18 protein-coding genes are annotated in these 22,403 nt (G+C 60.0%); 7 read left to right on the forward strand and 11 right to left on the reverse strand.

What is annotated here, in order from left to right:
* Positions 1 to 30 precede the first annotated feature (30 nt).
* Positions 31 to 1,980 (reverse strand): LTA synthase family protein, encoded by a 1,950-nt coding sequence (locus tag KGA81_RS21470; RefSeq protein WP_223548198.1) that lies wholly within the window; start codon positions 1,978 to 1,980, stop codon positions 31 to 33.
* 202 nt (positions 1,981 to 2,182) lie between these two features.
* On the opposite strand from KGA81_RS21470, the gene colR reads away from it, so the two are divergent.
* The 5 genes from colR (at position 2,183) to KGA81_RS21495 (ending at position 5,901) form a co-directional block, all read left to right on the forward strand.
* Positions 2,183 to 2,866: a two-component system response regulator ColR gene (colR, locus tag KGA81_RS21475; protein ID WP_223548199.1), complete on the forward strand. Its 684-nt coding sequence runs from the start codon at positions 2,183 to 2,185 to the stop codon at positions 2,864 to 2,866.
* Positions 2,856 to 4,124: a sensor histidine kinase gene (locus tag KGA81_RS21480; protein ID WP_223548201.1), complete on the forward strand. Its 1,269-nt coding sequence runs from the start codon at positions 2,856 to 2,858 to the stop codon at positions 4,122 to 4,124. The genes colR and KGA81_RS21480 overlap by 11 nt, the downstream gene beginning before the upstream one ends.
* Positions 4,125 to 4,284: 160 nt before the next feature.
* On the forward strand, positions 4,285 to 4,953 hold the full coding sequence (locus KGA81_RS21485) for a class I SAM-dependent methyltransferase (RefSeq protein WP_223548203.1): 669 nt from the start codon (positions 4,285 to 4,287) through the stop codon (positions 4,951 to 4,953).
* Between the two features lie 4 nt (positions 4,954 to 4,957).
* The gene (locus tag KGA81_RS21490) at positions 4,958 to 5,671 is read left to right on the forward strand and encodes a lipopolysaccharide kinase InaA family protein (protein ID WP_223548205.1); all 714 of its coding nucleotides are present in this window, start codon (positions 4,958 to 4,960) and stop codon (positions 5,669 to 5,671) included.
* 2 nt (positions 5,672 to 5,673) lie between these two features.
* The gene (locus KGA81_RS21495) at positions 5,674 to 5,901 is read left to right on the forward strand and encodes a hypothetical protein (protein ID WP_223548207.1); all 228 of its coding nucleotides are present in this window, start codon (positions 5,674 to 5,676) and stop codon (positions 5,899 to 5,901) included.
* A 184-nt stretch (positions 5,902 to 6,085) separates the two neighbouring features.
* On the opposite strand, the gene KGA81_RS21500 is transcribed toward KGA81_RS21495, so the two are convergent.
* The 7 genes from KGA81_RS21500 to KGA81_RS21530 form a co-directional block, all read right to left on the reverse strand.
* Positions 6,086 to 9,112 (reverse strand): multidrug efflux RND transporter permease subunit, encoded by a 3,027-nt coding sequence (locus KGA81_RS21500; protein ID WP_223548210.1) that lies wholly within the window; start codon positions 9,110 to 9,112, stop codon positions 6,086 to 6,088.
* 13 nt (positions 9,113 to 9,125) lie between these two features.
* Complete coding sequence (locus tag KGA81_RS21505) at positions 9,126 to 10,274, reverse strand: efflux RND transporter periplasmic adaptor subunit (protein ID WP_223548213.1); 1,149 nt, start codon at positions 10,272 to 10,274, stop codon at positions 9,126 to 9,128.
* Between the two features lie 183 nt (positions 10,275 to 10,457).
* A complete protein-coding gene (locus tag KGA81_RS21510) occupies positions 10,458 to 11,558 on the reverse strand; it encodes a DUF1513 domain-containing protein (RefSeq protein ID WP_223548216.1) in 1,101 nt (366 codons plus the stop codon).
* 14 nt (positions 11,559 to 11,572) lie between these two features.
* Positions 11,573 to 12,637: an imelysin family protein gene (locus tag KGA81_RS21515; RefSeq protein ID WP_223548218.1), complete on the reverse strand. Its 1,065-nt coding sequence runs from the start codon at positions 12,635 to 12,637 to the stop codon at positions 11,573 to 11,575.
* A gap of 27 nt (positions 12,638 to 12,664) precedes the next feature.
* Positions 12,665 to 14,092, reverse strand: coding sequence for a di-heme oxidoredictase family protein (locus KGA81_RS21520; RefSeq protein WP_223548220.1), 1,428 nt, complete (start codon positions 14,090 to 14,092; stop codon positions 12,665 to 12,667).
* Between the two features lie 297 nt (positions 14,093 to 14,389).
* Positions 14,390 to 15,736, reverse strand: coding sequence for an imelysin family protein (locus KGA81_RS21525; RefSeq protein WP_223548222.1), 1,347 nt, complete (start codon positions 15,734 to 15,736; stop codon positions 14,390 to 14,392).
* A 233-nt stretch (positions 15,737 to 15,969) separates the two neighbouring features.
* Complete coding sequence (locus KGA81_RS21530; RefSeq protein WP_223548224.1) at positions 15,970 to 18,021, reverse strand: putative bifunctional diguanylate cyclase/phosphodiesterase; 2,052 nt, start codon at positions 18,019 to 18,021, stop codon at positions 15,970 to 15,972.
* A gap of 1,205 nt (positions 18,022 to 19,226) precedes the next feature.
* Between KGA81_RS21530 and KGA81_RS21535 the strand changes: the two genes are divergently transcribed.
* Entirely contained in the window at positions 19,227 to 19,493 is a 267-nt protein-coding gene (locus KGA81_RS21535; protein ID WP_115947380.1) for a DUF6124 family protein, read from the forward strand.
* A 131-nt stretch (positions 19,494 to 19,624) separates the two neighbouring features.
* Here the strand turns inward: KGA81_RS21535 and KGA81_RS21540 are convergent, their stop codons facing one another.
* The 3 genes from KGA81_RS21540 to KGA81_RS21550 form a co-directional block, all read right to left on the reverse strand.
* Entirely contained in the window at positions 19,625 to 20,221 is a 597-nt protein-coding gene (locus tag KGA81_RS21540; RefSeq protein WP_223548227.1) for a superoxide dismutase, read from the reverse strand.
* A gap of 164 nt (positions 20,222 to 20,385) precedes the next feature.
* A complete protein-coding gene (locus KGA81_RS21545; RefSeq protein ID WP_095943857.1) occupies positions 20,386 to 20,988 on the reverse strand; it encodes a LysE/ArgO family amino acid transporter in 603 nt (200 codons plus the stop codon).
* 6 nt (positions 20,989 to 20,994) lie between these two features.
* Positions 20,995 to 21,396 (reverse strand): ACT domain-containing protein, encoded by a 402-nt coding sequence (locus KGA81_RS21550; RefSeq protein WP_223548229.1) that lies wholly within the window; start codon positions 21,394 to 21,396, stop codon positions 20,995 to 20,997.
* A gap of 96 nt (positions 21,397 to 21,492) precedes the next feature.
* Between KGA81_RS21550 and KGA81_RS21555 the strand changes: the two genes are divergently transcribed.
* A complete protein-coding gene (locus tag KGA81_RS21555; protein WP_223548232.1) occupies positions 21,493 to 22,386 on the forward strand; it encodes a LysR family transcriptional regulator ArgP in 894 nt (297 codons plus the stop codon).
* Positions 22,387 to 22,403: the final 17 nt, after the last annotated feature.

Below are 22,403 nucleotides of genomic sequence, written 5' to 3' on the forward strand. Positions count from 1 at the left end.
GCCCCGGGGCATCGGCCCGGGGCGATTCGGTTAACGTTCGCCGACTTGACCGGCACCCTCCTTGGGCGCCTTCCAGCCAAGCAGCTGTTGCTTGAAGCCATAACTGGCGGTTTGGTAATAGGTGATTGCGCGGGTAATCAACGGGTCATCGGCGCCGGACCGCGACTCGCGGCTTTCGGTCAGTGCGTCATCGTGACGACGCAATCCCTGGCGAGGGCTCAAAATTGCCAGGTCCTTGCCGTCGAACAAGCCCAGGTGCTGGTAGTTACCGACCACCACCCGTGGTGGCAGCGGGTTGTCCTGCAACAGGTTGCGGCCAAAGAACGTCGACTCATAATCCAGGTTGAGCAAGCCCAGCAACGTCGGCGCCAGATCGATCTGGCTGGCCAATTGTGCAGTTTCCCGAGCTTCGATCAACTTGGGCGCGTAGATGAACAGCGGAATCTGATAGTTGGCGATGGGCAGGTCTTCCTTACCGGCGCTGCCTGCGGTGTGGTCGGCGACAAAGACGAAGATTGTATTGTCAAACCAGGGTTTTTGACGCGCCTGATCGAGAAACTGACCGATGGCGTAGTCAGTGTATTTCACCGCGCCGTCACGGCCGTTGCCGGACTTGATGTCGATCCGGTTGTCCGGATAGGTATAAGGGCGGTGGTTGGACGTCGTCATCAGCTGCAGCAGGAATGGTTGCTGCCTGGCATAGTCGGCATCGGCCAGTTTCAGTGTCTGGTTGTAGAGATCTTCGTCTGCCATGCCCCAGGCATTCTTGAAGTGAATCTGCGACTCCTCGACGCTGCTCTGGTCCACGACGCGATAGCCGTTGCCGCTGAAGAATGCATTCATGTTGTCGAAGTAACCGCGGCCGCCATAGACGAACACACTGTCGTAGCCCACGGCATTGAGTTGCTGGCCAAGGCTGGCAAAGCCGCTTTCACGACCCACGCGCTTGACGATCGAGCGCCCGGGCGTCGGCGGAATCGCCAGGGTGATGGCTTCCAGGCCGCGGTCGGTGCGGGTGCCGGTGGCGTAGAAATTATTGAAATACAGGCTCTGTTTGCGCAGGGCATCAAGGTTGGGGGTCAGGTTACGGGTGTCCCCGTTGCTGCCCATGTACTTGGCGCTGAAACTTTCAATGGTGACCAGCACGATGTTGGGCTTGCGCGGCGTGCCCGGGTTATCGATTTGCCGACGGATGTCCTGCGGGTCCTGGCCAATGAAGCGGGCATTGGGCTCGTTCAGTTCGGCGCGAATCTGCTGGGCAACGACTGCCTCCGGCAACGTTTTGTAGAACTGCGGGTAGTCCAGTTCGTTGTTACGGAACGCGGCGAAGAACTGGTAGGGACCATTGCCCGCCAGTTCGTTCTGATAGGCATTGCCGCCCTGGGCACGCGGGGCGTCCTGGCTGAGCAGTTGCATGCTCAGGCCGGCGGCGATCAACAAAACGAGAGCATTGAGCAAGCGGCCACGCAACGGCGGCAATGGCGCATCGAGTGCAGCGTTGAAAGCTTTACGCAAGACAAGGCTCAGGACCACGGCCAGCACGGCGAGAATGCTCAGCAGCGTGCCGATCGGGTATGACTCCAGCAGGTTGTTCAGTACTTCGTCGGAATACACCAGGTAGTCGACGGCGATGAAGTTGAAGCGCACGCCAAATTCATCCCAGAATAGCCACTCGGCCACCGAGGTGAACAGCATCGCGAACAGACTGACGGCCAGCAGACCTTGAAGAAACCAGCGGTGCCCACGACTGCGCCACAAGACTGGCGGGCACAGCAACAGGTAGAGGCCCATTGGCAGCGCTGCGTAAGCGACAAAGCCCAGGTCGTAAAGCAGGCCGATGCCGAACACCGACAGGAGGCCGCTTCCAGCCTCATCCAGATGAGTGAGGAGCAGGACCGTTCGAGTCAGAAAAAAAATCGCCAGCCAGGAGCCGGTCACCAGCAGCAAAAAGCGCATGGGGGCCGTCTTCAAATAGTCCATTTTGTGTATTCCTTATTATCAACCGCGTGAAAGTCTCGGCTGACCACTGTAGTCAGCGCGTGAATCGATAGTGAAAAACCTGTCAATCATACCTTTCAGTTGATCGAATTGATTCACCCATGGCCTTCCCCTAGCCGTGGGCCACGCTTGGCCTTAAGCTGCGCGGGCCACGACGGCCGTTACTGTGGACGGAGAGATACCCATGCGAATTCTATTGGTTGAAGACAACCGCGATATCCTGGCCAACCTGGCCGATTACCTGGGGCTCAAAGGCTATACCGTGGATTGCGCGCAGGATGGTCTGTCTGGCCTGCATCTGGCGGCCACCGAGCACTACGATTTGATCGTGCTCGATATCATGCTGCCCGGCATTGATGGCTATACCCTGTGCAAGCGTCTGCGCGAAGATGCCCGCCGCGAAACGCCGGTGATCATGCTCACGGCCCGGGATCAACTGGATGACCGCCTGCAAGGTTTCAAGTCCGGCGCCGATGACTACCTGATCAAACCGTTCGCCCTGTCTGAGCTGGCGGCGCGTATCGAAGCGGTCATGCGCCGTACCCAGGGCGGCGGACGGCGGACCTTGCAGGTCGGTGACCTGAGCTACGACCTCGACACCCTGGAAGTCACTCGCGAAGGCCGCTTGCTGAAACTCAACCCGGTCGGCCTGAAGCTGCTGGCCGTGTTGATGCAGAAAAGCCCGCATGTATTGCGCCGTGAAATTCTCGAAGAAGCGCTCTGGGGCGACGACTGCCCGGACAGCGACAGCCTGCGCAGCCATGTCCACCAACTGCGCCAGGTGATCGACAAGCCGTTCGCCAGGCCATTGCTGCAAACCGTGCACGGTGTGGGGTATCGCTTGGCCGAGGGGCGTGATGGAGTTTAAGCAGAGCCTTTCTCAACGCATCATCATTGCCTTTGCGCTGATGAGCGCACTGGTGGCAGGTGCCTTTGCCATGGGCATTGTGGCGACCGTGCACCTGGTGGAAGAAAAACTGATTTCGGCAGGTCTGGGCGGCGATTTGCAGCGCCTGTTGCTGATGGATAATGTCGCGGACTGGCGCCATCGTCCCGAACCGGACCAATTGTTCTACTTCAGCAGCGGGCCAGGCGATTTCAGATTGCCCAAGGATTTGCGGCACCTGGAGCCGGGTTTCCATGAAGTGTTCCGTGAAAACCTGTCGTACCACGCCATGGTCGAAGTCGTCGACGGCCGACGTTACGTCCTGTTGCAGGATCAGAGCGACTTCGAAGAGCGTGAGCGGGTGCTGTTTGCCGTGGTGCTGGTGGGGTTCGTGCTGAGCCTGGCGCTGGCGGTATTTCTCGGCTGGGGCCTGGCCCGCAAGGTCATGGCGCCGGTGGTGCGGTTGGCCCGCCAGGTACGCCATCGTGATCAACTGCTGGGTTTGGCTCCTCCATTGGCTCCGGACTATGCCGCCGACGAAGTGGGCGAACTGGCCGTGGCCTTCGACGCCACCCTCGGGCGCCTGCGTCAGGCCTTGACCCGCGAGCGGCTGTTCACCAGCGACGTCAGTCACGAATTGCGTACGCCCCTGATGGTATTGGCCAGTTCCTGCGAGTTGTTGCTGGAGAACCCCGGTATCGATCAGCGCGGCCGCGCTCAGGTCGAGCGCATTGCCCGGGCATGCGAAGAAATGCGTGAGCTGGTGCAAACCTTCCTGATGCTGGCCCGTGCCCAACGCGAAGACGCCAGCATGTCGCCGCAACAGTCCCTTAGTCAGGTGGCCGAGGGCCTGCTCGGTCTGTGGCGTGAACCTATCGAAAGCAAAGGGTTGGAGCTGATCTTCGAACCGGGCAACCCCCAGACCAAGGGCTACAACGCGACGTTCTTGCACGCGGTGATGGGTAACTTGCTGCGTAATGCCTTGCATTACACCGAGCGGGGCTTCATTCGCCTGACCCTGACGGCTACGGGCTTTCTGGTCGAAGACAGTGGCGTGGGCATTCCCGAGGAAAAACGCGAGGCGATGTTCGAACCGTTCGTTCGGGGCGACGAAAAGCGCGGGGAAGGCCTGGGACTGGGGCTTTCACTGGTGCAGCGGATTTGTGAAAACCAGGGCTGGAGCGTCAGCCTGACAACCATGGAACCTAGTGGCTGCCGTTTTCAGGTGGAGTTGTCCTGAATTTGATCAGTTGAGTCGGGTGTTCAGCAAACGCTGCCTATTCTGTAAAGCCCTGTAATACTTCCAGGCTTCCCATAATATAATTTTCACAAATGGATCACCTGTCGCCGACACCCCAAAACCTAAGGTAGTTACTATCAGAAGTTCAGGAGACCTGACGATGGATGGTCCGATCAAACTCGATTTTTCCGAAAAGTACGACGATCGGCATGCGCAACGCTATTTGCGCAAACATCAGGAAGGTCTCGGCCGTCGACTGTCCCACTGGCGTGATGAACAAGTGGCGCGCAAGGCGCTGGCTCTGGCTGGCGAGCCTGGCCTGATCCTCGATTTGCCGTGCGGTGCAGGGCGTTTCTGGCCCTTGCTGGCGGAAAAATCCAACCGCGTGATCGTCGGCGCCGATAACTCGCAGTCCATGCTGAAGATCGCAACCCAGGCGCAACCTGCCGAGGTGGTGAAACGGGTACAACCCTTGCAGACGTCTGCATTCGACATCGCTTTGCCGGACAACTCCGTCGACAGCATTTTTTGCATGCGCTTGCTCCACCACATCGGTGAAGCCGAACATCGCATGGCTATTTTGCGCGAATTCGAGCGAGTTTCCCGTGACAGCGTGATCCTTTCGCTGTGGGTCGATGGCAACTTCAAGGCCTGGAAATACAAGCGTTCGGAGAAAACCCGTGGGCAGGAAGGTTACCAGAACCGGTTTGTGTTACCGGCGGCTACCGTAGAAAAAGAATTTGAGCAGGCGGGTTTCCGCATCCAGGAACAACTGGACTTTTTGCCGCTCTATGCGATGTGGCGAGTTTACGTATTACGCAAGAGGTAACAGGATGGCAGTGCAGTGTGCAGCAGAAACGGAAGTCGCTCCCCAGGACGGCTTCGATCATTTCTGGAATCAGCGCGGTGAATGGGTAGAAGAACCCAACGTCCGTCGCGGCGGGGAAAGCGGCGTTCAACGCCTGATGGGCAGTGATGGTCAATTGCTCTACGTCAAGCGCCAGACCGGGCATATCCATCGTAGCTTGCAGCACCCTTTCGGGCGGCCTACGGTCATGCGCGAGCATGCTGCGCTTACCGGTGTGACCGAGCTTGGCGTACGGGTTCCGGAAATTGTTTTCTGTGGCGCGCAACGCGATCCTGTACACAAATGGCGTGCCTTGCTGGTCACCAAGTCGCTGGACGGCTTCGAGGAAATCGATCGCTGGTACGCCGGTGGCGGTCGCGAGCGTCATGGTGAAACCATAAATGAACGGGTACTCAAGGACCTGGCTGAAAACCTGGCCCGTATGCACAAGGGCCGCTGGCAGCACGGCTGCCTTTACGACAAGCACGTATTCGTTCGGGTGACAGGTGAGGGCGAGTCGGCCAAGGTCGAAGTTGCCCTGATCGATCTGGAGAAATGCCGACAGCGTTTGACCGCCTATCGCGCAGCTGTCCATGACATGAAGCAGTTGCGTCGCCATTCGTCATTCAGCGCGGCAGACTGGAAAAAACTCATCTATTTTTATGAGACGGCGTTTGGCAGCGCTATCAAGGGTTTATAGCGATGAAACTCGAAATTGCACGAGGTGTGTTTCTGGTAGGAGCCTTGGCAGTTGCATCAATCGCGATGGCAACCTGGGAGCAACCACGCCCCCGGGTTCTCAGCTCGATAAGCGCAGAAGAACATTGTCCATTGCCACGAGTTGCGAAGGCATCCGTGGCCACTCGACCCGATCATGATTTGTTATTGTTCATGTTCGGACTTTCTCAGGGATTGAGGCCACAAAGTTGAAACGATTGAAGCCCAAATGAAAGGCCTCGCTGATGCGAGGCCTTTTTTTTGCGTGCAGTGTAGGAGCGAGCTTGCTCGCGATGGTCGTTAACGATAACGCGTGTTTACTGGCTAAACGCGGCGCTCTTGAGTCCATCGTCGGAACGCCGCCCGGAGCAAGCTCGCTCCTACAAGTTCATCTGTGTCAGCGCTTATCGGGTTTGGCCAGCAACGTGTAGATGCAGGGCAACACAAACAAGGTGAACAGCGTGCCGATCGACATGCCCGTCGCGATGACCGTGCCGATGTCGAATCGGCTGACCGCGCCGGCACCGGTGGCGATGATCAATGGCACCATGCCGAATACCATTGCTGCGGTGGTCATCAAGACCGGACGCAGCCGGATGGCCGCCGCTTCCTCGACCGCTTCCCGTGCCGTCAGGCCCTTGTCCTTGCGTAGCTGGTTGGCGAACTGGACGATCAGAATGCCGTGCTTGCTGATCAGCCCGATCAACGTCACCAGCCCGACCTGGGTGTAGATGTTGATGCTCGACCAACCCAGGAACAGCGGAATCAATGCGCCGCAGATGGACAGGGGCACGGTGACCAGGATCACCAGCGGGTCGCGGAAGCTTTCGAACTGGGCCGCCAGCACCAGGAAAATGATCGCCAGTGCCAGGGCAAAGGTGACCCAGAGGGCAGTGCCTTCCTGAACGTACTGCCTCGATGCGCCGGCGTAGTCGAAGGCAAAGCCGGTGGGGGCCTCTTCCTGGGCGATCTGGCGCATGAGGTCGATGGCTTCCCCCATGCTCACCAGCGGCACGCCGGACAGGGTGGCCGAGTTGAGTTGCTGGAACTGGCTCAGTTGTCGCGGTCGGGCACGGTCAGTGACGGTGATCAGGGTCGACAATGCCAACAGCTCGCCCTTGGTGTTTTTCACGTAGTAATTGTTCAGCCAGTCCGGATTGTCGCGGAACGGCCGCTCGACCTGGGCAATGACTTTGTAGCTGCGACCTTCAATGGTGAAACGGTTGATCTCGGCCTCACCCAGCAGGGTCGCCAGGGTTCCCCCCAGATCCTGCATCGAAACCCCCATCTGGGCCGCCTTGGCGCGGTCGATATCCACCACCACTTCCGGCTTGTCGAAGGCCAGGTCAACGTGGACAAACGCAAACTTGCCGGATTCCTGTGCACGTTTTTTTACCCGGTCGGCCACCTGCAGCAGCAATTCGTAATCGTTGGCGGAGTTGATGACGAACTGGAACGGCAAGCCTTCGCCAGTGCCCGGCAGTGATGGCAGGTTGAAGCCGAAAATCTGCAGCCCCGGGATCTTTTCCAGTTTGGCCTGCACCTGGGGCAGGATCGCCATTTGCGTGCGACTGCGCTCGCTCCATGGCTTGAGCAGGAAACCGCCGATGCCCGATTGCACGCCGTTGAAACCGTTGATCTGGAATGACGAGTAGTACTCGGGAAACGACTTGAAGATCGAGACGAACTCGTTGGTGTAGGCGTTCAGGTAGTCGAGGTTGGTCGGTTGCGGGGCGTTGGCAATCATGAAAATGACGCCCTGGTCCTCATCCGGCGCCAGTTCCGATTTGGTGAATTTGAGAAAGACCGGAATCAGGCACAACACGATTACCGCGAACACCAACACCACCGGCCGGGTGTTGAGGGTGCCGTGAAGCAGGCTCTGGTAGCGGCGCTTGAGGTTTTCGAAAATCATGTCCAGGCGATGGGCCAGGCCACCGGGATTCTCGTCGTGACGCAGAAGGTACGCACACATCATCGGCGACAGGGTCAGGGCAACGATGCCGGAAATCACCACTGCGCCGGCCAGGGTCAGCGCGAATTCCTTGAACAGTGCCCCGGTCAGGCCGGTCAGGAAACCGATCGGCGCATAGACCGCGGCCAGGGTGATGGTCATCGAGACCACCGGCATGGCGATTTCCCGGGCACCTTCAATGGCGGCGTCCAGCGGTGTCTTGCCTTCCTCGATGTGGCGGTGAATGTTTTCCACCACGACGATGGCGTCATCCACCACCAGACCGATGGCCAATACCATCGCCAGCAGGGTGAGCAGGTTGATGGAGTACCCCATCATCTGCATGAAGAACATGACGCCGATCATCGACAGCGGGATGGTCACCACCGGGATCACCACCGAACGCAGGGCGCCGAGGAACAGGAACACCACCACGATCACGATCAGCACCGCTTCGAACAGGGTTTTCACCACTTCGTCGATCGAGGCCTGGATGAACAGGGTGGCGTCGTAGGCGATCTCACCCTTGAGGTTCGGCGGCAACTGGGCCTCAAGGTCCGGCATGATCTTGCGCACTTCCTTGATCACCTCCAGCGGGTTGGCGCCGGGTGTCGCCTTGATGCCGATGTACACCGAAGGGGTGCCGCCGAACGAGCTGATGGTGTCGTAGTTTTCCGCGCCCATTTCCACACGTGCCACATCGCGCAGCAACACACGGCTGTCGCCATCGACCTTGAGCGTAATCGCCCCGAAGGCTTCGGGGGACTTGAGTTCGGTATTGGCGTTGATGCTGGTGACCACGTATTCGCCTTTCACCTCGCCGGCGGCCGAGAGAAAGTTGTACTGGCGCACCGCGTTGGTCACATCGCTGGCGCTGAGGCCGAAACCAGAGAGCTTCACCGGGTCCAGCCACAGGCGCATGGCAAAGACCTGGTTGCCGAGGATCTCGGCTTCGGCCATGCCGGGCAGGGTCGCCAGTTTTGGCTGGATCACCCGTGACAGGTAATCGGTAATCTGCGGGTTGCTCAATTCCTTGCTGAAAAAGCTCATGTACATCAACACTGACGCATCGGCAGATTGTTTGCTCAGCACTGGGTCTTCAGCGTCCTGGGGCAGCCGGCTCTTGACCTCGTTGGCCTTGGCCAGCAGTTCGGTAAACAGACGGTCGCTGTTGGAGCCGACGCGGGCGTAGATCGAGATCACCGAAAAGTTCTGGCGGCTCACCGAGGTCATGTAGTCGATGCCCTCGGCGCTGGCCAGGCTTTGCTGCAACGGTTGGGTGATGTAGCCCTGGATGGTCTCGGCGTTGGCCCCGGGGTAGGCGGTGGTCACCGTGATCAGGGCGTTTTCCATTTGCGGGTATTGGCGCAGTGGCAGCTTGCCCCAGGCCTGGAAACCCAGCAGCACAATCAGCAGGCTGACCACGGTTGCGAGAACCGGACGGCGGATGAACGGATCGGTAAAAGCCATGGGGACTCCTTGATCAGTCCGCGCGTGGCGGGCTGTTCCGCTCGGCCAGGGTCTTGTCGTCGCTGATGGCAATGTGTGTGCCGTTGTCCAGCTTGAGCTGGCCGGCAGTCACTACTTTCTCGCCGCTCTGCACGCCTTTGGTGATCATCACTTGCCCATCGCGGTGTTCGCCGGTTTCGACAAAACGTCGTTCGGCGATCAGCACCGGCTGACCCTTGTCGTCCTTTTCCGGGCTGCCATCTTTGGTCTTCTTTGGTACGGCCACATACACCGAGTTGCCGTAGAGCGTGTAGGTAATCGCGCTTTCCGGTACCACGATGTGCGGTTGCGGGTCGGGCAGGAGCACCTGGAGGCTGGCGAACATGCCGGGCATCAACGTGCCATCGGGGTTGGCCAGGGTGGCGCGGACCTGCACGTTACGGGTGCTGTTCTCGACTTTGGGGTTGATTGCACTGATGGTGCCGGGGTATTCCTGGGTCGGATACGCCGCGACAATGACCTGCACTGGTTGGCCGAGAGCAATCTTCGGCACCGATTGCTCGGGCACGAAAAAGTCGACATACAGGCTACTGAGGTCTTGCAGGGTGGCGATCGTGGTGCCGCTGGCCACATAGTCGCCGACGTCCACCTGACGAATGCCGATGGTGCCGCTGAACGGCGCGATGATGCGTTTTTTCTCGAGGGCAGCCTTGAGCTGATTGACCGTGGCCCTGCTCTTTTTCAGGACCGCCGAGAGTCGGTCGAACTCACCTTTGGAAATCGCCTGGCTGCCGACCAGTTGGCTGCCACGGTTGTAGTCCAGCTGGGCCAGCCCGAGGTCAGCCAGGGCGGTTTCGAGCAGGGCACTTTCCACGGCGCTGTCGAGCCGGACGATGGGTTGACCGGCCTTCACCTTTTGCCCTGACTCGAACTGGACATCAATGACGGTGCCATCGGTCTCCAGTCTCAGGTCTACGCCTTGCAAAGCCTTGAGCGTGCCAACGCTAGGCAGGCGGGATTGCCATGGGCGCTCGGTGGCGGTGGCCACGGCAACGCTGATGGCCGGTCTGGGCGCAGAGTGGCCTTGAATCATCGTGTAGATCGAGAAGGCTTTGTACGCGGCCAGGACCAGCACAATCAGTAGAACGACACCCAACATGATCAGCATGCGGCGACGCAGCATATCCGGTTCCTTGGAGAAAATCAGGTGAGACAGCGGGGCACATTACCGGGAGTGTAGAGGGTAATCCGACTGCCGTTTTTACAGGTTGTGAGGTATTAGAGGGGTGAAAGCCTGAAAAGATTCGTCGCCTGGGGCCACGCCTGCGGGATGTTGCGACCCCAGGCGACGATCATTTTCAATGAATTACGCCATCAGATGCAGATGGTTGTCCCAGAGCCCGGCGGGTAGCTCCAGCGGTTTTGCAACAAGGTTTGTCTGGCGGCAGTCGTAGTAGCGGCAGCGCCCCTGACCCGAGGTCACGACAAAACCATCGGCCACGGCGCCGACCCCGGCACAATCGGGCAGTGGCGCATCCAGGCGTACTTCACCGCTGTCCAGATCCCAGATGAAAAAGCGGTTGCCCCGCGGTGCGGTCAACGCCACCAGGCGCAAGTCGCTGTGTACCGCGACGCTGGCGGTGTAATGCCCCATGGCCTGCAACTGGTGTTCGGGCACCGGGAACGCGACGAAAGGCTGGCCGGGACGCTTGATCGCCAACAGCTGCGACGACTCATGGGCCGCGCCCATGAACTGCTGGCTGGCGACGACGGTGCCGTCGCTGGCGATGGCGAGATGGCGCACGCTATTCATTTGCTGGGCGAGGGTTTCCTTGCTCAGCAAGGTGCCGTCACGTTGCATCAGCACCAGGCTCGGTTCCATGGCGTTGAGGTTCATCTCCACCCGGCTTTCGGCCTCGGTGCGAATCCCGCCGTTGGCCACCACCAGGGTTTCGCCATCGGGCATCCATGACACCTGATGGGGACCGAGGCCGTGGGTGGAAATCTCACCGCTGTGCACCAGCCGTTCGCCTTCGAATCTGTACACGCCGAGCAGGCCGCGGCCCGGATCGCTGGTGTCGTTTTCGGTGGCGTACAACCAGTCACCGCTGTGGTGAATGACTGCGTGTCCGTAGAAGTGCCGGTTCGGCTGTGACACCACGGTTTGCAGGAGCGCGCCGTCGCGCAGGTCGACCAGGTAGCTTTCGGTACCTGGTCGACGGGCGACAAACAGCGCAATCGGCAGGGTCGGGTGGTTGATGATGTCGTGGCAACGCTGGCTGACCCGGGTGGCGAACACCTGGGTACCATCCAGACGATAACCGACGGCGTAATGCCGGCCATCGGTATCGTCCCGCGCCGACAGCAGCAACGGACTCTTGTCCTTTTGCTTGAACAGCTTCCAGCCGCCCAGCGTCACTGCACCCAGCAGCAAACTACCTAAAGTCAGAACCTGGCGTCGCAGCATGGAACTGGCCCTCATCAGTCACCGTCGTTGGCGTTGAAGCCCAACTGGATGCCCAATGCCTTGGCCAGATCGGCCTCGTGCAGGCGATGGACGACGTTGAGGCTGTCATACAGCTCGTTGAGTTGCTGGCGGCCGGCGTCGTCACCGAGCATGTCGGTCAGCGAACGCTGGTTGCCGGCGAACAGTTTCAGCGAGGCGGCATAGGCCGCATCGATCTTGTCGGCCAACGGCTTCTGTTCGCTCGGCAGCAGGCCGCGCAGGCCTTTGTTGTCTACGCCTTCCCAGACCGTTTTGGCGGCCGCGAGGCTGGCTTCGAGGCTGGTCAGGGACGACTGGCTGCGCCATGCATCGGCCTGGAACGGTTGCGGCACGCCTTTGGTCTGACGGCCCATTGGCGTGCCGAGTTTTTTCTTCAGGGTGTCGATGGCGGTGACTTGCACACGCAGCAGGTCGGCGATCGCCTCATGGGAGTCCGCATAACGCTGGTTCGGGAACTTGCTCATTTGCGCGAGCATGCCGTCGGTGTTGTTCCAGGTTTGCAGAATCTCTTCGGCCAATTGCTTCTGGCGTTCGCCGATGGCGATCAGCAGCGGGCAGTATTTGCTCTTCTGCTCAGCGTTGGCCACGTCAGGCTTGCTGTCGAACAGAATGTATTCGTAGGCCGAGAGCCCCTGTACCACAACGCTGGACTTGGCCAGGGCGGCGGCATCGATCTGTGGCTGGGCGGTGACCAGTTGCTCGACCTGACGGCCGACCAGGTTTTTCTTGTCCGGCCAGAACTGCACCTGCCATGAACGGTTGCCTTCGGCCAATGGCCCGATCAGCAGCGGTTGCAGTTCGGCCCAGGCTTTTTGTGCGTGCAGGAAATCGGCACGAGCGGTTTCCAGGGTTTCCTTGCCTTCGCAGTAGGCGAGGGCGCTGACCGCCAATTGACGGTCAGCTTCAACCCAGCGGGTGTAGGTCGGCAGGATCACCGACTTGGCAATAGCCGCCGACGTGACCGCTTGCGGGTCCTGGGGCGAGCAGGCGCCCAGGGCGAGTGCGGCAAGGCTGGTGAACAACAGTTTGGGACGGAACATGTCGGGCTCCCGCGAGTGGAATACGTGTTAAAGGGAATTCAGGAACGCCAGCAACGCAGCGCGTTGCTCGGCATTGAAAGACAAAACCTGTTGCTGCGCCGCTTGTGCCTCGCCGCCATGCCAGAGCACGGCTTCGAGCAGGTTGCGGGCGCGGCCATCGTGCAGAAGCTGGGTGTGGCCGCTGACCGCCTGTGTCAGGCCGATGCCCCACAGCGGCGGCGTGCGCCATTGGCGGCCGCTGGCCTGGAATTCGCTTCGGTTGTCGGCCAGGCCGTCGCCCATGTCATGCAGCAGCAGATCGCTGTACGGGCGAATCACTTGATTGGCCAGTTCAGGTTCAGCGGCGTTGGCGGCGGTGGTGTATTTCGGTGTGTGACAGGACTGGCAACCGGCCTGATAAAACAAAGTCTTGCCGGCCAGCACTTCTGGCGCGTTGACGTCGCGGCGGGCCGGTACGGCGAGGTTACGGCTGTAGAACAGCACCAGGCGCAGGATGTTGTCGCTGACTTCCGGCTCGCCATTGGGGCCGTTGCCACTGGGCGCCTGTTTGCAGGCCGTTTGCGCGTCCGTGCAGTCATCAACGGGTCTAAGGCTGGTCGTGAGCCCCATATCACCGGAAAACGCGTGAACATTTTGTTGATTGAGGTTCGGTTGTCCGGCTTTCCAGCCAAATCGTCCCAGAACCGTCTTTTGCAGGGCATCGTCCCAGACCCGGTTCGGGTGTCCGGCGATGCCGTTGTTCGCCTTGGCCTGTGCCTCGACGTTGGCCAGGATCGCCTCCTCGGGGATCGCTTCGAGCAAGCCCAGGCCAATCATCGGCGGCGCCACGCGGGCCGAGAAGCGGGTATCGGGGTGCATCGGGCCGTAGCCTGGCTGGGTAATGTTCAGGCGCGGTTTGCGCAGCTCGACTTCGGTGCCGTCCTTGAAGCGAACCGGCACGGCGGTGTAATCGACCCGCACTTTGCCTTCGGGGGCCACGCCGGGTACGGCCATGTCCTGGAGTTGACCGCCGTAGACCGGCTCCGGCACCACGCCGAGCTGTTCGATGACCTTGGCATACGCCGGGGCGTCGGGAATCGACAGGCGTACCAGCATCGACACGGCGTTCACATCGTCCGGAGTCGGCGGATGGCCGCGGCCGTCCTTGATGTGGCAGCCCTGGCAGGCATTGGTGTTGAACAGTGGGCCGAGGCCATCGCGGGCGGTCGTCGTCGACGGGGCGATCACCCAGGGGCTGCGGAAGAAGCTGTTGCCGACACTGAAATCCACGCGCCGAGACGGCGGCAGATTCGCCGAGGGCATGGAAAACGCGTTCTGATCGGTCTTGCGCACTGTCGCACTGCCGCCGGAGCGGGCTTCACCGGGTTCTGCCCGAGTGAATTTCGGGGCGTCATCGCAGGCACTCAGGCCCAGGGCCAGAAACAGTGCGGACAAGCGAAGAGGCAGCGGGGGCATCAGACATCCTGCAAGACGAGCAAAACAAGGGCGCAAAGTCTAACAGGGGATGGGAATTTGAATAAGAGGAATTATCGTTTGCTTGATGTGGGGCAGGGTTTTCACTTGAGACCGCGGCGTGGCCATCGCGGGCAAGCCACGCTCCCACAGGTTCTCTGGCGTTCACTGTCGCTGTGTACACCTCCAATCCCTGTGGGAGCGTGGCTTGCCCGCGATGAGGCCATGAGCATCACCCAAAAAGCAGGCATGAAAAAGGCGACCCGAAGGCCGCCTTATTACTCACTCAGCCAGCGTTGATCAGAACTCGTGATCAGCGTTGTCCGGGTTCAGGTCGTTGATGCCCAGTTTGCCTGCAGCGGCTTCGATCGAACCGGTCTGCTTGACCAGGGAAGCGATGGCGTCGCGGACGATCTGGTTGCCCGCGGTATTGCCGGCGGCGATCAACTGGTCGTAGTGCTCGCCCTTGTTGGCGTGGTCGACCATGACCTGGATCCTGGCTTCGGTAGCAGCCAGGTCGTCTTTGAGCGCGGTGTCGGCAGCCGGGTCGGCCTTGGCCACCAGGGACGACAGGCTGGCGCCGGTCATTTTTGTACCGTCGACACGGGTGTATTCGCCCAGGTACACGTTACGAATGCCCTTGGCATCGTAGAAGTGCGAGTTGTGGGTGTTGTCGCTGAAGCAGTCCTGTTCGTCTTCCGGGGAGTTGGCTTCCAGGGAAACCTTCATGCGCTCGCCCGCCAGTTCGCCCAGGGACAGGCTGCCCATGCCGAACAGCATTTTGCGCAGGCCGGTTTCAGCCGGTTCCGCTTCCAGGGTGGCGCGGTAGTTGTCGGCCACGTTCGGCTTCCAGTTACCGACCATTTCTTCCAGGTCGCTGACCAGCAGCTGAGTCACGGACTTCAGGTAGGCACGACGACGATCGTTGTGACCGCCGGTAGCGCCTTTGCCTTCCAGGTAGTCCGAAGCCGGACGGTTGCCGGCGCCAGGGCCGGTGCCGTTCAGGTCCTGGCCCCAGAGCAGGAATTCGATGGCGTGGTAGCCGGTGGCAACGTTGGCTTCGGAACCGCCCAGCTCGTTCAGGCTGGCGAGTTTTTCCGGGGTGATGTCTTTGACATCGACCTTGTCTTCGCCGATCTGCACTTGGGTGTTGGCGATGATGTTGGCAGTGGCACCCGGGTTGCCCAGGGCGTGTTCGTAGGACTTGTCGACGTAGTCGATCAGGCCTTCGTCCAGCGGCCAGGAGTTCAGTTGACCTTCCCAGTCGTCAACGATGGTGTTGCCGAAGCGGAACACTTCGCTCTGCAGGTAAGGCACGCGAGCGGCAACCCAGGCTGCCTTGGCGGCTTTCAGGGTGTCGGCGTTCGGCTTGGCGAGGAAGGTGTCGACGGCGGTTTGCAGGGTCTTCGCGGTGGATTCGGCATCGCTGTAAACGGCGAAAACGATGTCGGCGTAATGAGCGACAACGGCTTTGGCGGCGGCTTCGTCGACTTTACCGGCAGCGGCAGGCGCAACGGCTGGAGCAGCTGCAGTGCTGGCAGCTGGCGCAGGCGCGGCAGCTTTTTCCTGGTCTTTACCTTCGCCGCAACCGGCGAGGGAAATAGCGATGGCCAACAGACTGGCGGTAGCCAGAGGCATACGAATCATGGCGAACATCCTGCTTCGATAAGGGGGGAGTGGTGCTATGCGCACGCAAAACTGCGACATAATGCAAATCTTTCGCATTATGTGTAAAGGGTTGTACCTGTAAATATTTCTTATTCACTGTAGGAGTGAGCTTGCTCGCGATGGACTTTAACGATGACGCGTTCATTCTGAATGAGCGTGTTGCTCTCAGGTTCATCGCGAGCGAGCTCGCTCCTACAGGAGGGTTGTGTTTTTTACAAAATAGCGGCGTTGCTGCGTTGGGCCTGCTTCAGGTAAGCGCCCAGTTCCCGTGCCGGCAACGGCTTGCTGTAGTGATAGCCCTGACCTTCGTGACAGCCTTCGGAGATGATGTAGGCCTCTTGCTCGGCGGTTTCCACGCCTTCGGCAATTACCTGCATGCCCAGGCTCTTGCCCAGCTGGATGATGGCCCGAACGATGGTCGCATCGTCGTCGTCATCGAGCAGGTCCTGAACGAAGCTCTTGTCGATCTTGATCTTGTCCAGCGGCAGGCTCTTGAGATAGCTCAAGGACGAATAGCCGGTTCCAAAGTCATCGATGGCGATCAGCGCACCGGAGCGGCGCAGGCTGAGCAGGTGCTGGGCCGCCGTGCTGATGTCTTCCATCAGACCGGTTTCGGTGACTTCCAGCTCCAGGCTGCGTGGTGGCAGGCGATACATCTGCAGCAGGTTGTTGACCACCCGTGGCAGTTCGGCGTGATGCAATTGAACGGTGGACAGGTTTACCGCCATGCGCAGGTCGCTGAAGCCCTGGTCATGCCACTCGCGTAATTGTTTGCAGGCCTGGTCAAGCACCCATTCGCCGATGGCAATGATGGTGCCGTTCTGTTCGGCCAGCGGGATGAACAGGTCTGGCGGTACTATGCCGTGCTCTGGGTGTTGCCAGCGAATCAGGGCTTCGACGCCCACCACGCGGTTTTCGCGATAGCTGATCTGCGGCTGGTAGACGAGGTAGAACTGATTGCGGATCAGTGCATCGCGCAGGTCTTTTTCCAGCTCGCGGCGGCGGCGCATTTCGGTGTCGACGCTGGCGATATAGAACTGATAGCGATTGCGCGAGCGGGTCTTGGCCAGCGTCATGGTCTGCTCGGCCTTTTGCAGCAACTTCTCGGTGCTGTCGCCGTCCTCGGGGAACAGGGTGATGCCGATGGTGGCGCGCAGGCGGATCTCCTGATGATCGAGGGCAAACGCCGCTTCCAGGTCATCGAGAATGCTTTGTGCCAGCTCGGCGGCTTCGTAGGGTTGCTCGATATCGGCCTGGACCAGGGCGAACTGGTCGCCACCGAGGCGGGCGAGGGTGCCCAGACGACCGCTATGGCCGCGCAGGCGATCGGCCAGGGCCAGCAGCAACTGGTCGCCGGTCTGGTAGCTGAACTGCTCGTTGATGCCCTTGAAGTCATCGAGGCCGACACACAACACAGCGACCCGGCGCTGCAGTTTGCCGGCGTCGGTGAGGATCTTGTCCAGTTGCTGCTGCAATTGCTGACGGTTCGGCAGTCCCGTCAGGAAATCGTACTGGGACATGCGCAACAGGCTGTTTTCGGCTTCGTGGCGCAGATGAGTATTGCGTTCGATGGATTCGAGCAACTGGTTGGCGGTGTTGATCCAGACACCCAGTTCGTTATTCTCGTGGCCCTTGAGCAGCGGAATCTTGTGTTCGCTGGGACGATCCGGATTGATTTCCGTGAGGTGCTCGATGATCCGCGACAGCGGCTTGGTCAGCAGCCAGTGATAGACCAGATACAACACCAGCCCCATGGCGAGCGCGCGCAGTACGCCGGAAATGAAGATGATCACCGAGCTGACAATGAACCCCTGGCCGTAAGTGGCGGTATCGAGGGTGATGCTCAGATCGCCGTAATACTCGCTGTAAGGCCCGCGACCGACCAGTTGGGTGGTGAAGGTGCGTTCCTTGCCAAGAATCAGGTCGGTCAGCCAGCGACTGTGGGAATGCTGCAGTTCGCGGTTTTTTTGCGCGAGCATGGCTTCGTTGGGATGGCCGATGGAGGCCTGGCGCACGGCGTCGTCCTGAAACAGGCCTTCGATGACCTGCATGCCCATTTCCCGGTCCAGGCTATAGACCGCCTGAGTCGAGGGGTCGCGAAACATGTCGAGGATGCGCTGGGCATCGCTGGCGACGGCCTGGCGGGTTTTATAGGCATCGAACACAATCTGGGCGCAGCTCAAGACCACGCCGACGATCAATGCCGACAGGAGCACGACCCGGAGCAACTTCACCGACAAGCTGTTCTTGAGTTCCAGCTTCAAAGGGTTATTCCTTGTTCCGTGCGGGTAGCATCAAGTTGCCATGAGTATTGGCAATCCCATGATGGCAGTCAAAGGGACAATCATCCCCGGGGGATTTTGCCCTCAGCCTGGCCGATTTGCAGTTTGCTTGATGAGTTAGCCTATTAGCACTGTGTCGGTTGTCGAGTCCTTCAACTTGAGGGGCGGGGTGGAGATATTTTCCTTTTGTTTGATGTTAGTCGTCCGCGGCGGGGGAGCAAGGGCCGGAAGACTTGTTTCATCGTCGGAACATGCCTTGGATTCTGTAGGTTGTTTTGGAGTTTTAACGGAGTACATATCCATTTCTTCGGTAACGGCGGCTTATGGTTTCGCCCTGACGGCGAGTCCCTTTTGGCAAACGCCCGGAGTGCCGGCCCAGCCAAAAGGAACCAAAAGGTCTCGCCCCTTACGTACGGCCCCTCGCTGAGGCTCGGGGTTCCTTCGCTCCGGCATTCATCCGGGGGCATTGCCCTCCGGTCGGCTTCGCTTCGACCTACATGCAATGAGTTCGACTGCGTCGAACGGCGCTGCGCGCCAATCCCCGGATAAACACCTCCGCTCAGCCTGCCGAGGGGGCGGGTGGATCAAGATCAAGAGCTGCAGGCGAGCTAACGCTCGGCCTGATGAGTGGTGAAGAGCGCAGGTGTACGCCGCTCTGCCTTTGCTTTTCTGTGGGAGCGAGCTTGCTCGCGATGGCGGCCTGACAGCCAACCAATTTCTTGCAGATGTTCCCGATCCCTGTAGGAGCTGGCTTGCCAGCGATGGCGGCCTGACAGCCGACCAATCTCCCACGCCTTTAAGCTGATCGTTCCCACGCTCGCGCGTGGGAATGCCGCCAGTGACGCTCCGCGTTACGTCTTTGCGGGTAGCGCGGTGTAGGAAAGCGCCAGAAGTTTCCCACGCAGTTTTCAGGTTGCCCGTCGGAAGCGGGCTGAATAGCCTTTGACTGTCGCTGAAAACTCAGCGATCGGGTGTGAGAACCCGGCAAGTCATAGTCATCCAGTGCCAGTATCCGCATAATTGCCGCCAGCTTATCCGCTGTCTGTAAATGCGTTATGGCGGCTGTGTGCGGGCAGACTTTTGTCTGGCCGGGTGCCTATGACCGGTTTCTCACCTCGCACATAGCTGCCACCTCTTTGCCGTGTGAGAACGGCAATTGGCGGCACCCATCGCATAGGAATATTTCAGTGGATAAGTTAATCCCCGATCCCCCCAACAACACCACCAAACCCTACACCCCCAACACCATGTTCATGATCGTCCCGGACATGGATACCGAATCCCTGCTGGCCCATGCTTGTGAGTCATTGGCTTCAGCCAATGTCATGGCGAGTGATTTCGCCACCTTCCTGACCGGTCCTCAGCGCAACACGGCGTTGGCCATTGCGCAGATCATCATGCTGGCGGAACTGGCGGTGAATCGTGCGTTGGATAACGTCGATCCGCAGGGATAGGTATTCAGTCAGGTTGACCGCGTCATCGTTCATCGCGAGCCTGCTCGCGAAGGGACCCCGCCGAACGCTGACAATCCCGGGCAATAAAAAAACCCGGCTAAAAAGCCGGGTTCTTTTGACTGGCGTCGAGCTTAAGCGGTGAAGGTTTTGCCTTCGAACTGCTCAGCCACGAACTTCCAGTTGACCAGGTTCCAGAACGCTTCGACATACTTCGGACGCAGGTTGCGGTAGTCGATGTAGTAAGCGTGTTCCCAGACGTCGCAGGTCAGCAGCGGGGTGTCGCCGTTGGTCAGCGGGTTGCCGGCGCCGATGGTGCTGGCCAGGGCCAGGGAACCGTCAGCCTTCTTCACCAGCCAGCCCCAACCGGAACCGAAGGTGCCGATGGACGTCTTGCTGAACTCTTCCTTGAACTTGTCGAACGAACCGAAAGCCGCGTTGATGGCTTCAGCCAGAGCGCCGGTTGGTTGACCGCCAGCGTTTGGCGCCAGGCAGTTCCAGTAGAAAGTGTGGTTCCAGACCTGAGCGGCGTTGTTGAAGATACCGCCCGAGGAAGTCTTGACGATTTCTTCCAGGGTCTTGCCTTCGAACTCGGTGCCTGGCACCAGGTTGTTCAGGTTCACGACATAGGTGTTGTGGTGCTTGTCGTGGTGGTACTCCAGGGTTTCCCGGGAAATGTGCGGCTGCAGAGCATCGTGTGGGTACGGCAGCGGCGGCAATTCGAAAGCCATGATGATTCTCCTAATCAGGTCAGTTGCGGTGAGCGCAAGGCCGATCACGGGCGGCCAGACAAGCGCCGGGGAGTTTGTACTCTTTGCGGCGCAGGGAGTCGGATCATAGCACCGGGGGGGCGGCATAACCACGCAACAACTGTGTGGAATAGAGGTTCCGTCAATCAGATGGCCGCGATCAACTGCAGCGCTACGGCGAACATCATCACAGCCACCAACAGATCGAGAATTCGCCAGGTGCTGGGCCGGGCGAGCCACGGTGCCAGCCATGCCGCACCAAGGGCCAGGGTGAAAAACCACAGCAGCGAGGCGCTGGCCGCGCCTACGACATAAGCGCCGGGCTCGGTTTGTTGTGCGCCCAGGGAGCCGATCAGCAAAACGGTGTCCAGATAGACGTGCGGGTTGAGCAGCGTTACCGCCAGCGCGCTGAGCATGACCGCCCGCAGCGAGCGTACGGTCTGGCCTTCGCCCTGCTCAAGGCTCTGCCTGGAAAAGGCCCGGCGTAGCGCCTGGCTGCCGTACCACAACAGAAACGCTGCACCGCCCCAACGGGCGATGGCCAGCAACGTCGGGTTCTGCGCCAGCACGGTCGCCAGGCCAAATACCCCGGCGGCCACCAACAGGGCATCGCAGGCCACGCAGAGCGCCGCCACCGGCAGGTGATGTTCACGCCGCAGGCTTTGCGCCAGCACAAACGCATTCTGGGTGCCGATCGCCATGATCAGGCCGAAGGCCACGAGCAGCCCGTTCACATAACTTTGCCACATGATTTTTTACTCCGCGTTGGCTGCCAGATCCCGCAGTACCTGCAGGGCACGGTCGGCGTCGGCCTGGCCGACAAACAAATGGTCGTGGTAGTAGCCGGCAATCACGTTGCAGCTGATGCAGGCATTGCCCAATGCCGTGGCGAACGCGGCGGTCAGTCCGACCGCTTCGAGGGCCGAATGCACGTTCAAGGTGATCCAGGCAGCGATGTAGTCGAAGCTGAATCCGGCTTTTTCGGCATGGGAGCGTTCCAGAATTACCGTCAGTCCTTCCTGCTCGCGAAAGCTGCCGACAATTTCCAGATCCGTCGGTAATTTGCCGTCGCGCAGGGTGCAGAACACGTATTCGCCGGCGTTGAGTTGCGGGCTCATGCTGCGCAGCAGCGTTGCCAATGAAGTTTCGCCAGCCATGTGGGTGATCCTTGTTCAAGAGTTCTTGCTGGTCATTGTCCTTGTGAAGGCTGTATAAGAAAAACCAATCTTGCTGATCGCTCATTAGGAAAACTGATGTTCGACTATAAATTGCTTTCTGCCCTGGCGGCCGTGGTCGAACAGGCGGGTTTTGAACGGGCGGCGCAGGTGCTGGGCCTGTCGCAATCGGCGATTTCCCAGCGCATCAAGCTGCTGGAAGCGCGGGTTGGCCAGCCGGTGCTGGTGCGGGCCACGCCGCCAACGCCGACGGAAATCGGTCGACGGTTGCTCAACCACGTGCAGCAGGTGCGCTTGCTTGAACGGGATTTGCAAAGCCTGGTGCCGGCGCTGGATGAAGAGGGCCTGCCGGAGCGCCTGCGGATCGCCCTGAACGCTGACAGCCTGGCCACTTGGTGGGCACAGGCCGTGGGGGCGTTTTGCGCCGAACAGCATCTGTTGATGGATCTGGTGGTCGAAGACCAGACCGTCGGCCTCAAGCGCATGCGCGCCGGTGAAGTGGCGGCCTGCGTCTGCGCCAGCGAACGTCCGGTGGCGGGTGCGCGCAGCGTGTTGCTGGGGGCCATGCGTTACCGTGCGCTGGCCAGCCCCGCCTTCATTGCCCGGCATTTTCCGCAAGGCGTGCGGGCCGATCAGTTGGCCCGCACTCCGGCGCTGGTGTTTGGCCCGGACGATTTCCTGCAGCATCGCTACCTTGCATCCCTCGGCGTCGAGGGCGGTTTCGAACACCATTTATGTCCGTCCTCCGAAGGTTTCATTCGTCTGACGGAAGCCGGGCTGGGCTGGGGGCTGGTTCCGGAACTGCAGGTGCGCGAGCAACTGGAAAGGGGCGTATTGCAGGAGCTGCTGCCAGATAAGCCGATCGATGTGCCGCTGTACTGGCATCATTGGCGTAATGGCGGCCAACTGCTGGGTTTACTCACCGATCAATTGGTACGCGTATCGAAGCAATGGCTGGTGCCCTTGGACTGACGCGCAGCGTCAAGACC

The organism is Pseudomonas sp. A-B-19 (assembly GCF_019947515.1).
Lineage (GTDB): Bacteria > Pseudomonadota > Gammaproteobacteria > Pseudomonadales > Pseudomonadaceae > Aquipseudomonas.

Excerpts from the sequence above, each read along its gene's own strand:
- KGA81_RS21470 (WP_223548198.1), bottom strand. The coding sequence starts at position 1,980 with ATGGACTATTTGAAGACGGCCCCCATGCGCTTTTTGCTGCTGGTGACC.
- colR (WP_223548199.1), top strand. The coding sequence starts at position 2,183 with ATGCGAATTCTATTGGTTGAAGACAACCGCGATATCCTGGCCAACCTG.
- KGA81_RS21480 (WP_223548201.1), top strand. The coding sequence starts at position 2,856 with ATGGAGTTTAAGCAGAGCCTTTCTCAACGCATCATCATTGCCTTTGCG.
- KGA81_RS21485 (WP_223548203.1), top strand. The coding sequence starts at position 4,285 with ATGGATGGTCCGATCAAACTCGATTTTTCCGAAAAGTACGACGATCGG.
- KGA81_RS21490 (WP_223548205.1), top strand. The coding sequence starts at position 4,958 with ATGGCAGTGCAGTGTGCAGCAGAAACGGAAGTCGCTCCCCAGGACGGC.
- KGA81_RS21495 (WP_223548207.1), top strand. The coding sequence starts at position 5,674 with ATGAAACTCGAAATTGCACGAGGTGTGTTTCTGGTAGGAGCCTTGGCA.
- KGA81_RS21500 (WP_223548210.1), bottom strand. The coding sequence starts at position 9,112 with ATGGCTTTTACCGATCCGTTCATCCGCCGTCCGGTTCTCGCAACCGTG.
- KGA81_RS21505 (WP_223548213.1), bottom strand. The coding sequence starts at position 10,274 with ATGCTGCGTCGCCGCATGCTGATCATGTTGGGTGTCGTTCTACTGATT.
- KGA81_RS21510 (WP_223548216.1), bottom strand. The coding sequence starts at position 11,558 with ATGCTGCGACGCCAGGTTCTGACTTTAGGTAGTTTGCTGCTGGGTGCA.
- KGA81_RS21515 (WP_223548218.1), bottom strand. The coding sequence starts at position 12,637 with ATGTTCCGTCCCAAACTGTTGTTCACCAGCCTTGCCGCACTCGCCCTG.
- KGA81_RS21520 (WP_223548220.1), bottom strand. The coding sequence starts at position 14,092 with ATGCCCCCGCTGCCTCTTCGCTTGTCCGCACTGTTTCTGGCCCTGGGC.
- KGA81_RS21525 (WP_223548222.1), bottom strand. The coding sequence starts at position 15,736 with ATGATTCGTATGCCTCTGGCTACCGCCAGTCTGTTGGCCATCGCTATT.
- KGA81_RS21540 (WP_223548227.1), bottom strand. The coding sequence starts at position 20,221 with ATGGCTTTCGAATTGCCGCCGCTGCCGTACCCACACGATGCTCTGCAG.
- KGA81_RS21545 (WP_095943857.1), bottom strand. The coding sequence starts at position 20,988 with ATGTGGCAAAGTTATGTGAACGGGCTGCTCGTGGCCTTCGGCCTGATC.
- KGA81_RS21550 (WP_223548229.1), bottom strand. The coding sequence starts at position 21,396 with ATGGCTGGCGAAACTTCATTGGCAACGCTGCTGCGCAGCATGAGCCCG.
- KGA81_RS21555 (WP_223548232.1), top strand. The coding sequence starts at position 21,493 with ATGTTCGACTATAAATTGCTTTCTGCCCTGGCGGCCGTGGTCGAACAG.